Source organism: Bacillus sp. V3-13 (assembly GCF_002860165.1).
Lineage (GTDB): Bacteria > Bacillota > Bacilli > Bacillales > Cytobacillaceae > Bacillus_BJ.
Window position 1 is genome coordinate 107,272 of sequence record NZ_PGUZ01000005.1, and the last position, 13,749, is coordinate 121,020.

Here is a 13,749-nt window from a genome sequence, read left to right on the forward strand (position 1 = left end):
TTATTTATGATACGGTTCACCGTGAATAATCAAAATGAGGTTTAAAATTTCTTTGTTTTCCAAGTAAAAGAGATATCTTAACTATTCTTATTTCCGCATTGCTATCAATTCCTTAAAATCAATTATAATCCCTGATTTCATCATAAAATCTACACCAAGGATTCCGTTAAATCCGTATGTCTCTCTTGTAATTCCTAACTGTAATTGAAAGGAATCCATTAAAAAGTTATCAATTTCTAAGTTTAATACCGTTTGCTCATAACATAATTCACTTTCTCCACCTACACCATACATTCTTCTTGGGCTCCCTGTTGTACGGTCAATAATAAGTCCTATTTCCTCTACTTCATCCGTATCGAAGATTGTAGTAGAACTGCCTGTATCTAAAAGCACATCATTTAAATACATGGTATTTCCCTTATAAGTAAGTGAAACTGAGACTATTGGCAAGCCATCCGTCATATAAATCTTCATTGGAGTCGTCTCCTAACTCCTATAAATTTTTGTTCCTTAACTTCAATTGTTTTATGATCAGTATGAAAAATATAGTATTCACGAGAAGGATCGGCTAAATGTAGTTTTTTGTATTCTTTCCATGCAGAAGTTGAGTCGGGGAAATTAGAAATGACTGAAAGCTCTTCAAGATATCGAATTGAATTTTTTGAGTAAGCAGAGATGGCCTCAACAAGCACCCACTGCTCTGGATATTGTTCACGAACTTGCTCCCATTTCACCATAATCACCTCCATTTATTGTTTTATAACTAGTATATCACTAATAAGGGTTTGATAAATTCATTACGTAATGTGTTTCTCAGACGAACTAAATAAAAAATTAAAGTTCCCATAAAGGTACAAGAATCAAACCAATAATTAAGCTGGGTAAATAGTATGAAAGACACTGCCCCACTCAAACAGGAAGGATGGGACAGCCTCTCTTTTTTCATTCATTCAGATACGTATATCATTGAATTCCATACTCCTGGATTTTGTATAAAAGAGCACGGCGGCTGATTCCGAGGTCTTTCGCTGTCTTCATCTTATTTCCATGGTTTTCTTGCATTTTCTTCTGAATCACGGTTTGTTCCAATTGTTTTATTAAGTCTTTCAATGTTTGGCCTTCTTGAAGCTGAGATTCCTTTGCAGCTGCAGGCATATTCAAGGCTGCTGTTACATGATTTTCATGGAACCCCGTTGGAGGTAAAAGGATATCCTCGGGAAAAATAACTGATCCTATATTCATAATAACTGACCGTTCCACTATATTGGACAACTCCCTGACGTTTCCCGGCCAGGAGTATTTCATCCAATAGCTTCATGGCATCGTCATCAAAGGCTATAATTTCTTTATGGTTTTCCTGGGAAAACTTTTGCAAAAAGTAATTGGCCAGTAGCCTTATATCTTCCTTCCGCTCTCGTAAAGGAGGAATTATTAAAGGCACAACATTCAACCTATAATAGAGATCTTCTCTATATTCTCCCTTTCCAACCATGCCCATCAAGTTCCGATTCGTGGCTGCAATTACCCGAAAATCGGCCTTGATCGTTTCGGTCCCACCTACTCTCTCAAATTCATGCTCCTGTAAAACTCTTAGCAATTTTACCTGCAAAGACTGAGAAATTTCCCCAATTTCATCCAAAAAAATCGTTCCACCTTTAGCAAGCTCGAACCTTCCCGGCTTTCTTTGGACAGCACCAGTAAACGCACCTTTTTCATACCCAAATAATTCACTTTCCAATAGCCCTTCCGGTAAAGCACCGCAATTAATTTTCACAAAAGGTCCGGTTAATCTGTGGCTATTATAATGGATCGTATTGGCAACCAATTCCTTCCCCGTTCCACTTTCTCCCGTTATAAGAACAGTAGCATTTGTTTGCGCTACCTTTCCAATCATCTTGTATAATTGCATCATCTTGAAGCTATTGGTCAACAGCTTGTCCAAGCGGTAGTTATGGCTTAATTCCCGGTGCAGAACTTTTACTTCTTCTTTAAGGTTTTGGACCTGAAGGGCTCGTTTGACCAATATTTTAACTTCTTCGTTATTAAATGGTTTGATAATATAATCATATGCCCCTATTTTCATCGCCTCGACCGCTGTTTCAACAGCTGCAAATGCAGTCATCATTATAACACTTATGTCCTTGTCAAATTCACGCATTTCCCGGAAAGCTTCCATTCCATCCTTATTCGGCATACGGATGTCCATAATCACTAAAGCAGGATGGAACAATTTTGCCTTCGAAACAGCCTCTTCTCCATCTGAGGCTGTTTCTACCTCATAACCTTCTCTTCTGAGCAACGCTTTCAATACTGTCCGGACACTTTCCTCATCATCTACAATCAGGATTACTTGGTGGCCTCTCATATTTTCACATCCCTTTTTGAATAATAGATTGGTATTTGGATGGTCACTCTTAGTCCGCCCGATGGGATATTACTCAGGCTGATCTCCCCGTTATGGGCCAAAATAATCCGCTGCACCACTGCCAATCCAATCCCTGTTCCTTCTTTCTTTGTCGTAAAAAAAGGATCAAAAACTTTTCCAATATCTGCATCGGTAATTCCCGTTCCGGTATCAGAAAAGGCTATAAGCACTTTATCCTGTCCGGCATCCATTGATGTTTGAACCGTGATTTGGCCTGGATGAACCACTGCTTGAACGGAGTTGATCAGGATATTCAAGAATACCTGTTTAAACTGCTCAGGATCTATTTCTACATCAGGCAGGTCTTTTTCAAAGTTAAAATCTTTCTCCAGTCCGAAAACGGCTACATTGGTCTTGGACCAGTTAAAGGAGAAATTGACCCGGATTTGGTAAATGCCGGGGGACAGCCGGCAGGCATAATCCCGGGTGGAGCTTTTTTTGACAGCCTATTTTCATTCGCACTGATCCGTGGAGGCCACGTTGACGTAACTGTTCTTGGAGGACTTGAAGTAGATAGTCATGGAAACCTTGCAAACTGGATGGTTCCAGGCAAAATGGTTCCAGGCATGGGCGGCGCAATGGATCTGGTTACTGGTGCAAGGAAAGTTATTGTCGCCATGGAACACTGCAACAAAAAAGGGGGTTCCAAAATTCTCAAAGAATGTACTTTTCCGTTAACAGGCAAGGGCGTGGTCGACATGATTGTAACAGAGTTGGCAGTTTTCCGCGTAACGGAAGAAGGATTAGTTCTTGAAGAACTTCAGGATGGCGCGGATCTTGAAACAGTTAAAGTAAAGACAGAGGCTGACTTTTCTCTCGGGGAAAAACTCAGCCAATATTAATAAATTATAAAAACAGGAGGACTGTATCATGAGTGAAGTTGTAATTGTAAGCGCCGTAAGAACTGCTATTGGCAGTTTTATGGGAGCTTTAAGTACCGTACCCGCAACTGATTTGGGAGCTATTGTCATTAAAGAAGCTGTAAGGCGTGCCGGAATTAATGGTGAACAAGTGGATGAAGTTATTATGGGGAACGTTCTTCAGGCCGGTCTAGGCCAGGGCCCTGCCCGCCAGGCTGCCCTCAAAGCCGGATTGCCTAATGAAGTACCATCCATGGCAATCAACAAGCTTTGCGGTTCCGGGCTGAAAGCTGTCCACCTCGCCACCCAGGCTATACAGACGGGTGAAGCTGAGATTGTCGTTGCTGGAGGCATGGAAAATATGAGTCTCGCTCCTTACCTCCTTTCAAAGGGGCGGACAGGCTACCGAATGGGAGATGCAACCATTTACGATAGTATGATTACTGATGGCCTCGAATGCTCAATCAACTGCTATCATATGGGAGTAACAGCTGAGAATATTGCCGAACAATATGGTTTAACCAGGGAAGAACAAGATGAATTTGCCGCGTGGAGTCAGCAAAAAACAGAGGCTGCGATTAAAGAAGGTAGATTCAAGGAGGAAATTGCCCCGGTTGAGATTCCTCAGCGCAAGGGTGACCCGGTTTTTTTTGATATAGATGAATTCCCACGTGCAGGCGTTACGGCGGAAAAACTTGCAAAACTAAAACCTGCCTTTAAAAAAGATGGAACCGTTACTGCAGCCAATGCTTCCGGTATTAATGATGGAGCAGCGGCACTTGTACTCATGAGCCGGGAAAAAGCTGAGGAACTGGGCATTAAACCAATGGCCGTCATTCGCGGCAATGGAGCAGCCGGCGTTGATCCAAAAATTATGGGAATTGGGCCAGTTCCGGCAACAAGAAAAGCACTGGAAAAAACAGGGCTTACAATTAATGATATCGACCTTGTTGAAGCAAATGAGGCGTTTGCGGCACAATCACTTGCTGTAGGGCGCGACCTTCAGATTCCTACTGAAAAACTCAACGTAAACGGAGGCGCCATTGCCTTAGGGCACCCGATCGGTGCAAGCGGTGCACGTGTCCTTGTTACGTTATTGCATGAAATGAAGCGCCGCGGCTCCCATTATGGCCTGGCTACCCTTTGCATCGGCGGCGGACAGGGAGTTGCAACAATCGTTGAAATGGAAAAGTAAGCTTCGGTTAACATGGGTTCACTTCTGACAAAAGTTTGATTTCACAAATAGACACAATTCCTGAACGGAGGAACAACATGGTAGCTTCAATTTCAAAGTTTTTCACAAAAATGGTTGATCGATATTTACCGGATCCTCTTGTATTTGCCATGATTTTAACCATCCTTACCTTTTTGCTTGGAGTTGGCTTAACTAAAACTACCCCACTGGAAATGGTAGGAATGTGGGGAGACGGTTTCTGGGGCCTCCTAGCCTTTTCAATGCAAATGGCATTGGTTGTTGTTTCAGGGCATGCTATGGCAAGCTCTCCACTATTGCGTAAATGGATGGGCAAAATTGCTTCCCTTGCAAAAACCCCTGCTCAAGGTGTCATGCTCGTTACGTTCATGTCTGCTTTATGTTCCATTATTAACTGGGGATTTGGATTGGTCGTTGGGGCATTGTTTGCACGTGAAGTAGCACGAAGGATTCCGAAAGCCGATTACCGGCTATTGATTGCCAGCGCATACATCGGTTTCTTAACGTGGCATGGCGGGCTATCGGGTTCTGTTCCGCTGATAGCCGCAACAGCAGGCAACCCTATGGAAAAAATTGCTGGTATTATTCCGATTTCTGATACTTTGCTGGCACCATATAATATTTTCATAACACTTACTTTATTGATTACTTTGCCCTTCTTAACCAAGTTGATGATGCGGCCAGAAAGCGAAATCGTAGCGGTAGACCCTGAACTATTAAAAGAAGAGCCTTCCACTGCCAGAAAACTACCGGCTAATGCCTCAGTCGCCGAGAAAATGGAAGAAAGCAGAATTCTTGCGTACACAATTGGCGCGCTTGGTTTAGTATATATTGTCTATTATTTCAGTACAAAGGGCTTTAAAATCGATATTAATATTGTTAATTTGATTTTCATTGTTCTCGGTATTATTTTACACGGCACACCAATGTCTTATATGCGGGCTATTAAAGCCGCTGCAACAGGAACAGCTGGTATTTTGGCACAATTTCCTTTTTACGCCGGTATCCAGCTTATGATGGAAAATTCAGGGCTCGGTGGACTTATTACGAATTTCTTTGTTGATATTTCTAATGAACATACCTTCCCGATATTAACCTTCATAAGTTCAGGCATTATCAACCTGGCCGTTCCTTCAGGCGGTGGACACTGGGTTGTCCAAGGTCCGTTTGTTATGCCGGCAGCAGAGGCTTTGGGTGCTGATTTGGGCAAAGCAGCCATGGCCATTGCCTATGGAGAAGCCTGGATGAATATGGCTCAGCCTTTCTGGGCACTTCCGGCTCTTGCAATTGCTGGGCTTAAAGCAAGGGATATTATGGGCTTTTGTATAACAGCTCTATTATATTCAGGGCTCATTTTTATAATTGGGCTATTCTTCTTCTAGTTTAGTAATCTATATGGAACTGCTTTAAGTGGCCGGGCAATTAAAGCCCGGTCTTTTTTGTTGGATGGTGTTCAGTATGGAAAGGGCTGCTTCTCATGTTTATACTTTTACAACAGCTTAAATATTGAGCCTGCTATACTTGTGTGTCAAAATAGATATGAATTCATATGAATGTTTTCATTAATTAGGATAATGACGTTTAACAGGTCAAACAACCCAACATATGTCGACATCATTTATTAAGTTACCTATTCCAAAAAATTGGAGGGAGTAAAGCATGAGAACAATAAGACTAGGGAGCAGCTCATTAGAGGTGCCGGTCGTTGCTGTCGGTTGCATGCGTATTAACTCGCTGGATAAAATTGAGGCTGAGCGCTTTGTCCAAGCATCTTTAGAAGAAGGCGCCAACTTCTTCGACCATGCGGACATATATGGTGGTGGAGAATGCGAGGAAATATTTGCAGATGCCATCCACATGAATGCAGATATTCGCGAGAAAATCATTCTGCAGTCCAAATGTGGTATACGCAAAGGAATGTTTGACTTTTCCAAAGCACATATTCTAGAATCGGTAGACGGGATTTTGAAACGACTGAAAACCGATTATCTGGACGTTCTGCTTCTGCACCGCCCAGATGCGCTTGTAGAACCGGAAGAAGTAGCAGAGGCCTTTGATATCCTTGAGAAATCAGGAAAAGTGAGGCATTTTGGCGTCTCCAACCAGAAGCCGATGCAGATAGAGCTGCTAAAGAAATATGTGATGCAGCCCCTTGTCGCAAACCAGCTGCAATTGAGTATAACTAACGCTACCATGATCTCTAATGGAATCAATGTAAACATGGAAAATAAATCAGCGATAGACCGGGATGGAAGCGTGCTTGATTATTGCAGACTGAACGATATCACCATTCAACCCTGGTCTCCATTTCAATACGGATTCTTTGAAGGCGTATTCCTTGGAAGCGATAAGTTCCCGGAATTGAATCAGAAAATCGATGAAATCGCGGAAAAATACGAAGTTAGTAATACAACCATCGCAATTGCGTGGCTTTTACGGCATCCTGCACAAATGCAACCGGTCATCGGTACGATGAATGTGGGCAGGTTAAAGGAATGCTGTAAAGCAAGCGAAATTTATCTGACGCGTGAAGAATGGTATAGTATCTATCGTGCGGCAGGCAATGTCCTCCCGTAAACAGACTTGACTCAAGTATGAAATGAAGAGGGCTGTCTAAAAAGTCCATTTTAGAGTAAAATGCACTCAAATTAAAAACCCAAGAATGTTGATTTATCAGCATTCTTGGGTTTTACTTTTTTAAGAATTCGGCTGAAATACACTTTTGGGACAGCCCCATTTTTTTAACATAAGACCAAAAGTAAGGGTCATCCCTTTTGTTTATATAAGGCATGAGCAAGCTATAAAACCTCAAATTTCGCCGTTACCTATGATATGGTTTACCTTACGATTCAAAATGAGGTTTAGCTGCATCATTTTTCCTTTTTAATTTACTATATTAACTAGTTCCTTTAAATCTATCTCTATCATGTAAAACACTTGGTTAACCTTACTTTATTTATCTCTATGATATAGATCCCGACTCTTGTAACCCGCTCCAAGAATCATTTTCATTTCCTCGCGTCTTTTTGCTTTTGTGGCCTCTTGTTTAGCACTATACACATAACGAGCCCAATCTTTACGATAACCCGGGGTCAGTGATTGATAGAACTCAAGTAAATCTGGAGTATCTTGCAGATCTTTTTCCACTTGTGGAATCAACGCTATATAATCATCTACACGTTGACTTGCTTTTGTAGATGTTTGATTTCTGTTTCGAGATTCTTCTTTTAGACCGACAACTGTAAAGACATCATCTAATCCTACCATCCGCGCAAATTTAATGTTACTTGTCCCAACATAACCGTTTTCATCTGCACCTAACCCATCTAATAATTCATCGCGATGAATAAACGTTGGATATACTTTATTCCCCTTTTTTGGATAAGCTAAAAAGATATAGCCGTTTTTATTTAGATAATTTTTTTCGATAACCTTGTTTACGAGTCCTTTTAAAGACTCCATATCCAACACAAAAGCAAAAATAAGATCATATGTACTATCGGTTAGTTCAGTATCATAATCTGCTAACTCATCTAAATAATCTGCACCATCTGGTAAATGCAATACCGCTGCTTTTTTATACTTTTGTAAATTTAGTTTTTCCACTATTGTTTTAGCCATCATTACCCACCTGTAAAATTTATTCTATTCCTTCTTCCAGTGTAAAAGTTCCCCTTTTAGTTAGCAACCTTTTGAGTTTTGAAATACAGCAGACTTATAGCTCAAATTGTGATGATTCAATTTTTTGTATCCGTAATCTATCTTATTTATGAACGGTTCACCGTAATACATCAAAATGAGGTTCTCTTGGATTTTTGAGATAAAACTCACTCCCTTTTAAATAAGATGTCTTGTCCTTAATCGAGTAACCAGCAAAAGTAAAATAAGCGGAGATTTTTCCGTTAGATGCAGAATGGAGCTCATTTCGGGGTAAATAAGGGGAGATTTTCCGATTAAGCAAAGCAAAATCTCCTAATTTCGAATTTTTTGAGTAAATAAGCGGAATTTCTCCGTCTATTTAAGCTTTTTTTAATAATAATTACTTAATAAGCGAAATTTTTCCGCCTATTTATCAGATCGGGTGCTTAACCTATCGCTCAACCGATAAGTGCGGGCCCTCTTGATCCTAGATGGGGTAATCAGTAGCTTTTTATCGACCAGCTTATAAAGATCAAAACGTTACAGCAAATGACAGAAGTTTGGACCCTCTTTTTTAATTGTACAATACTTATTGTCCATCATAATAATGATTTCAATTGCTATGTCAAAGTTAATGGAATCTCGTAGAAACCTTGATAAATAAAGAAAAAGACGTATGCCAATTCATACGTCAATTCTTGTGTCTTTTAATAACAAAGCACCCGAAAACGGAAGCCTTTAGGTTTTCTTCATGCAGCCTATTTATTTTTTAATTGGCACATATAAATCCAACCTGCATTTCCCTTCAGGATCTTCAGATGGATTATTTATGCTGAATTCGAGGTTATCCCTTTCGTAATCAGCATCATAATCACTATTTGTTATCCATTCACCATACATAAACTTATAGGCAAGATTCAATTTTTCAGGTGTATCATAAAATGGATACAAGGCATAAAGCCCACCCGCTAGCTTTCTAAATTGAATGCCATCCTCACGATGTTTCTCCTTTTCAAAACCTTCCGGAATCGTTACACAGGCATCGTGACGACAATTTTCGCTTTCTACTAAATCTGGGTTATCTAACGATATACCGATGATGTTTTGTTTAGGTGGATAAAGGCTATTCCGAACTGCCCAATTCATCAATTGTCCCCAATGTTCTGGTGCTGGTTCAAAGTAACTTCCAATCCGTCGAAAAAAAGCTACTTCATATTCAGGCAATTCCTTTATGGAGATATTCATATATATCAACTCCTAAAATGTTAATATTTACCTAAAATTAATTTCTCTATCCATAAAGAAAATTCCTTCCTATTACGTAACGACATCCTTACCGCCTATTTATCTCGCACATCTTTTCTATTAACCTTTTTACCAATATCTGTCGATAAATATTAGCTATTTTACAGAATTATGTACAATATTCCCCAGAAAATGATAGGATTCTTAGCTATCTCCAGCATTCTACAATGTTTTCTATTTTCCAACATGACTCAAACGTTTGATTAAAAACCAAGTTCCCCCTTTAAAGAAGCGAATTCTGTCTTCCTTCACGAAAACTTTATGTCGAGGAATGGGTTAGGTTCTTATTCCCCAACTACCGGTAAGAAATGCTTTGACCAGAGACAGAGATTGGATCGTGTCCCCCCAAATTCATAATTACCCTTACCGAATTTAGTATCGGCTCCACCTTCGCCCAATACCATGATAGCCACGCTTGCCACCCCCACTAATCACTACTTTACCTCATGATTGTTAACAAATTATTGAATATTTGTTTTAGAATTGTTAAGCCTTTATGAAAGAAAGATTACCTTAGAAGGAACTGAACAGGCACTCCCAACTACTAAGCCTTAAGTCGTAGAAAAAATTCGGTCTCCCCATAACGAGGTAAATATGGCATATTTAGATAGCGAAGCAAGAAACGTTAGTAGCTTAAAAGCACTATAAACAAAGGCGGTGTTGACCACATTTTATTAAAAAATTGTAAATTTATAGAAAAAATTAACTTCAAGCTACTAAATCATGGTACGATTTTACTCGGGTTTCAGATCAAAGAGGAGGAGATATTCCTATGTCAGTTTTCACCAAATGGGCTTTTCGAAATAAAGCCGCTGTCTCATTAATGACGATTTTAATTTTAGTCATTGGGGTGGTCAGTTATTTCCGCTTACCGATGGAGTTCCTGCCATCAGCCGATAATCCACAAGTAACGATCATTACAATGGGGCAAGGAACCGATTCAAAAACAATGGAAAATGAGGTAACTTCGCCAATCGAGCGAGTGGTTACTGGAATAAAAGGAAAAAAATCTGTCTATTCCACGACAGGAGACGGCTTTTCTAAAGTAGATTTATTTTTCGAAGCTGGTTCCGACATGAAACAGGCAAAAATAGACGTTCAAGAGGCTTTATCAAATGTGGCACTCCCAGCCTACATAGCCAAGCCAATCATTTCGCAGCTCAATACCTCCATGATTCCTATCTCAAACATCGCTGTAACGTTTAAAGATGGCCTCACCACTGAAAACCTGGAATTTATTAAAGAAAAAATCGAACCGTTATACAAGGATATTGACGGTGTTGCCCAAGTTCAAACTTACGGATTAGTTGACCCCGTTATCTCTGTAAAAATCGATCATCAAAAACTGGCCGAAAACCAAGTTTCCCTTGAGGCCCTTATGGGCATTCTTCAAGGACAAAACACGGCCGTTGCCGTCGGTGAAAAGACGATTGACGGAAAAACAAGCAATATTAAGGTGATTGGCGACCTAACCAGTCTGGATAAACTTAAAAGCTTGCCCATCGTACCAAATGTCACCCTTGAGGATATCGCAACCATCCAAGAAACAATGCCATCCAATTTCATTAACCGTTTTAACGGCAATGAAGCATTAAGCATCAGCATTACGAAGGACAGTAATTCAAATGCTGTGACGATTAGTAAAGAAATCGAAAAAGTAACAAAAGAAATTAACAAAAAATACGATACTCAGGAATCCACAGTATATGTGGCTTCTGCTGATATGGTTGAAACATCGGTTCATACGATGGTGAAAGAAGTTCTTCTGGGTGCTTTATTTGCCACCATCGTGATTATGATCTTTTTACGGAATATCCGGACGACGTTTATTACGATTGTGTCGATTCCGTTATCACTTTGCTTTACCTTGTTCTTGTTGGCCCAATCAGGCGTAACGTTAAATATTTTAACACTTGGCGGGGTTGCTGTTGCCGTTGGACGGCTTGTGGATGATAGTATCGTGGTCATTGAAAATATTTACCGCAAAATGCAAACAGAGAAGTTATCAGCGAAAATGGTGATTGATGCAACGAAACAAGTCGGCGTGGCGATTACGGCCTCCACGTTAACAACCGTCGCCGTGTTCCTGCCAATGAGCTTGTTAAATGGTGGGCTGCAAGAATTCCTTTTACCATTCGCCTTAACGGTTACGTATTCGCTATTGGCCTCTCTACTAGTGGCCTTGACCGTGGTTCCGTTAATGAGTGCCGGTTTGTTGAAAAATACAAAGCTTCCGGAACATAAGCCGGCGGTCCGCTTTCCAAAAGCTGTCGCGTGGTCTCTCAATCATAAATGGATTGTATTTACGATTTCGATTCTGTTGTTTGCCGGATCAATTGGTGCTTATTTTGTCGTACCGAAGGGCGCCGTTGACAATTCTTCTGCCGACTTTGTCACAGCTACCTTGAAATATCCAAATGAAACACCTTTTGAAACGGTTAAAGAAAAGGCCATTGAGCTTGAAAATTCAATCGCTGAAATGGATGAAGTCAAATATGTCTTCAACCAAGTCGGTTCTTCGGCTGATTCTGCTCAATTTGGTGAAATCGGCTCTCCAACCGAAGCCGTCATCAGTATTTTATTAAAAGATAAAGACGATACGGATAAGATTTTAGATGAAATCGAAAAGAAAAAGGATCAGTATCAGGATGCCGTCTTAGAGGTTACCACTGCTTCCTTTATGATGGGTGGATCATCAACCGCAATTACCATAGATGTCATTGGGGAAGATCTCGATCAGCTGGAAACCGTGGCAAACAATATTAAAGAGGAAGTTTCCGACATTGACGGAGTGGAAAAAGTAACAACCAACCAGGATGAAAAGAAAACCGTCTATTCGTTAGTGGTTGACCCTGAAAAAGGTAATTCCGGCCAAATCGCCCAGCAGCTTGGAGTCATGTTAAATCAGACTCCGCTTGGAACGATTGCCTTAAATGAAAAACAAACGAATGTTGTTCTTGAACCTTTGCTTAACACAGAAACACCGGACGACTTGAAAAATATTCCGATTATGACCGAAGCCGGCATGGTACCAGTGTCTGAAGTCGCAACTTTACAAAAGGCTGAGAGCTCCACCAGCCAATTCCATAAGGATGGCGAAACGTACCTTCGAATCACTGCAACCGTAGACCCAGCTAAACTTTCGGAGATTTCAACCAAGATCAACCTGGAGGTTTTTGGTGATAAAAAAGACAATAAAGGAATGGACCTGCCGGAGGATGTAGAGGTTCTCGTTGGCGGAGCAAGCGCGCAGCAGGCAGAAGACTTTACCGACCTATTCTTAACGATGCTCGTGTCGATCGGAATCGTGTTCTTGATCATGGTCATCACGTTTAAATCAATCAAAGCACCAATCGCGATTCTAACCTCTCTACCGCTTGCCGCGATCGGAGCGATTTTAGGCATCCTAGTCAGCCGGATCTCGGTTGATATCACAGCACTGCTTGGGGCATTAATGCTGATTGGGATTGTCGTAACCAATGCGATCGTTCTGATCGATCGTGTCAGACAAAACGAGGAAAAAATGAGCATTCGCGAAGCGTTGGTGGAAGCATCCGCAACAAGAATGCGACCAATCTTCATGACGGCCGTGGCAACGATATGTGCAATGCTACCATTGTTATTTAAAGCATCGCAGACAGGAAGCTTAGTTTCTCAAAGCTTGGCGGTAGTCGTCATTGGCGGACTCGCGCTCGCGACACTCTTGACGTTAATTGTCATTCCGTGTGTGTATGAGTTACTTTATTTTAAAAAATCTAAGAAACAAAGAATGGCTGTGGAAACTGCTGAGCGGGCGATTGAAATGTAAGGGTTCTAGCTTTCGGGTAGAAAAATAGACCGTACAAATGATGAGGGCATTCTCATTTGTGCGGTCTTTCCTTTATTTTGGGCTATCCGCTAGTATTTTCCGCTATCCGCAACTATTTTCCGCTATCCGCCACTAATAAAATAAAGGCAACCGAGGTTGCCTTTATTTTATTACTGATTCTCTTTCACGTTCGACGAACTTTGGATGTTGACCGGTATTAAATACCTCTTTATGTCATCAATGATTTCTCTTATTTCATTTACAACTCGATTTCGCTGCCTAACGAATAAGGTTATGGTGAACAGAAATTCTTCAGGCGATGTATTGCTTCGATAGATGCCTTTCACCTTTGCTAAGCCTGGGTAAGGTCGAAACGGTGTTTATTGCAAAATAAAAGTACAGAGGTTTGCGAGGAATTTGTGCAGAACTTAACTGCATAAGAAAAACCGGGCGAAAACCATGCCCGGTCCTTTTTTGTTTAGAGGAAATCCGGTAGTTT

General features: G+C 40.8%; 12 protein-coding genes. 5 read left to right on the plus strand and 7 right to left on the minus strand.

All coding sequences use genetic code 11. The annotated features are described in order from the left end of the window. Positions 1-87: 87 nt before the first annotated feature. The 5 genes from CU633_RS02530 to CU633_RS02545 form a co-directional block, all read right to left on the minus strand. On the minus strand, positions 88-474 hold the full coding sequence (locus CU633_RS02530; RefSeq protein ID WP_101658154.1) for an aspartyl protease family protein: 387 nt from the start codon (positions 472-474) through the stop codon (positions 88-90). Continuing rightward, complete coding sequence (locus CU633_RS02535) at positions 471-734, minus strand: hypothetical protein (RefSeq protein WP_101658172.1); 264 nt, start codon at positions 732-734, stop codon at positions 471-473. Before CU633_RS02535 ends, CU633_RS02530 begins: the two co-directional genes overlap by 4 nt. 229 nt (positions 735-963) lie before the next feature. Further along, positions 964-1,260: a helix-turn-helix domain-containing protein gene (locus CU633_RS23730; protein ID WP_441296848.1), complete on the minus strand. Its 297-nt coding sequence runs from the start codon at positions 1,258-1,260 to the stop codon at positions 964-966. Beyond that, positions 1,181-2,365: a sigma 54-interacting transcriptional regulator gene (locus tag CU633_RS02540; RefSeq protein WP_257958424.1), complete on the minus strand. Its 1,185-nt coding sequence runs from the start codon at positions 2,363-2,365 to the stop codon at positions 1,181-1,183. Before CU633_RS02540 ends, CU633_RS23730 begins: the two co-directional genes overlap by 80 nt. Next, the gene (locus CU633_RS02545; protein ID WP_180954830.1) at positions 2,362-2,682 is read right to left on the minus strand and encodes an ATP-binding protein; all 321 of its coding nucleotides are present in this window, start codon (positions 2,680-2,682) and stop codon (positions 2,362-2,364) included. Before CU633_RS02545 ends, CU633_RS02540 begins: the two co-directional genes overlap by 4 nt. Here CU633_RS02545 and CU633_RS02550 point away from each other — a divergent pair. The 4 genes from CU633_RS02550 (at position 2,656) to CU633_RS02565 (ending at position 7,075) form a co-directional block, all read left to right on the plus strand. After that, entirely contained in the window at positions 2,656-3,267 is a 612-nt protein-coding gene (locus CU633_RS02550) for a 3-oxoacid CoA-transferase subunit B (RefSeq protein ID WP_308314690.1), read from the plus strand. The two genes, CU633_RS02545 and CU633_RS02550, sit on opposite strands and share 27 nt — an antisense overlap. Before the next feature lie 28 nt (positions 3,268-3,295). Beyond that, complete coding sequence (locus CU633_RS02555) at positions 3,296-4,480, plus strand: acetyl-CoA C-acetyltransferase (RefSeq protein ID WP_101658157.1); 1,185 nt, start codon at positions 3,296-3,298, stop codon at positions 4,478-4,480. A gap of 77 nt (positions 4,481-4,557) precedes the next feature. Beyond that, complete coding sequence (locus CU633_RS02560) at positions 4,558-5,880, plus strand: TIGR00366 family protein (RefSeq protein ID WP_101658158.1); 1,323 nt, start codon at positions 4,558-4,560, stop codon at positions 5,878-5,880. 277 nt (positions 5,881-6,157) lie between these two features. After that, positions 6,158-7,075, plus strand: a complete 918-nt coding sequence (locus CU633_RS02565) for an aldo/keto reductase (RefSeq protein WP_101658159.1) — start codon at positions 6,158-6,160, stop codon at positions 7,073-7,075. A gap of 375 nt (positions 7,076-7,450) precedes the next feature. On the opposite strand, the gene CU633_RS02570 is transcribed toward CU633_RS02565, so the two are convergent. Continuing rightward, the gene (locus CU633_RS02570; protein ID WP_257958426.1) at positions 7,451-8,122 is read right to left on the minus strand and encodes a YdeI/OmpD-associated family protein; all 672 of its coding nucleotides are present in this window, start codon (positions 8,120-8,122) and stop codon (positions 7,451-7,453) included. 777 nt (positions 8,123-8,899) lie between these two features. After that, positions 8,900-9,382, minus strand: coding sequence for an AraC family transcriptional regulator (locus tag CU633_RS02580; RefSeq protein WP_101658162.1), 483 nt, complete (start codon positions 9,380-9,382; stop codon positions 8,900-8,902). A gap of 832 nt (positions 9,383-10,214) precedes the next feature. Here CU633_RS02580 and CU633_RS02585 point away from each other — a divergent pair. Then, positions 10,215-13,250 carry an efflux RND transporter permease subunit gene (locus CU633_RS02585; protein ID WP_101658163.1) on the plus strand — a complete coding sequence of 1,012 codons (3,036 nt, stop codon included), beginning with the start codon at positions 10,215-10,217 and terminating at the stop codon, positions 13,248-13,250. Positions 13,251-13,749 lie beyond the last annotated feature (499 nt).

Excerpts from the sequence above, each read along its gene's own strand:
- CU633_RS02530 (WP_101658154.1), bottom strand. The coding sequence starts at position 474 with ATGAAGATTTATATGACGGATGGCTTGCCAATAGTCTCAGTTTCACTT.
- CU633_RS02540 (WP_257958424.1), bottom strand. The coding sequence starts at position 2,365 with ATGAGAGGCCACCAAGTAATCCTGATTGTAGATGATGAGGAAAGTGTC.
- CU633_RS02555 (WP_101658157.1), top strand. The coding sequence starts at position 3,296 with ATGAGTGAAGTTGTAATTGTAAGCGCCGTAAGAACTGCTATTGGCAGT.
- CU633_RS02560 (WP_101658158.1), top strand. The coding sequence starts at position 4,558 with ATGGTAGCTTCAATTTCAAAGTTTTTCACAAAAATGGTTGATCGATAT.
- CU633_RS02565 (WP_101658159.1), top strand. The coding sequence starts at position 6,158 with ATGAGAACAATAAGACTAGGGAGCAGCTCATTAGAGGTGCCGGTCGTT.
- CU633_RS02570 (WP_257958426.1), bottom strand. The coding sequence starts at position 8,122 with ATGATGGCTAAAACAATAGTGGAAAAACTAAATTTACAAAAGTATAAA.
- CU633_RS02580 (WP_101658162.1), bottom strand. The coding sequence starts at position 9,382 with ATGAATATCTCCATAAAGGAATTGCCTGAATATGAAGTAGCTTTTTTT.
- CU633_RS02585 (WP_101658163.1), top strand. The coding sequence starts at position 10,215 with ATGTCAGTTTTCACCAAATGGGCTTTTCGAAATAAAGCCGCTGTCTCA.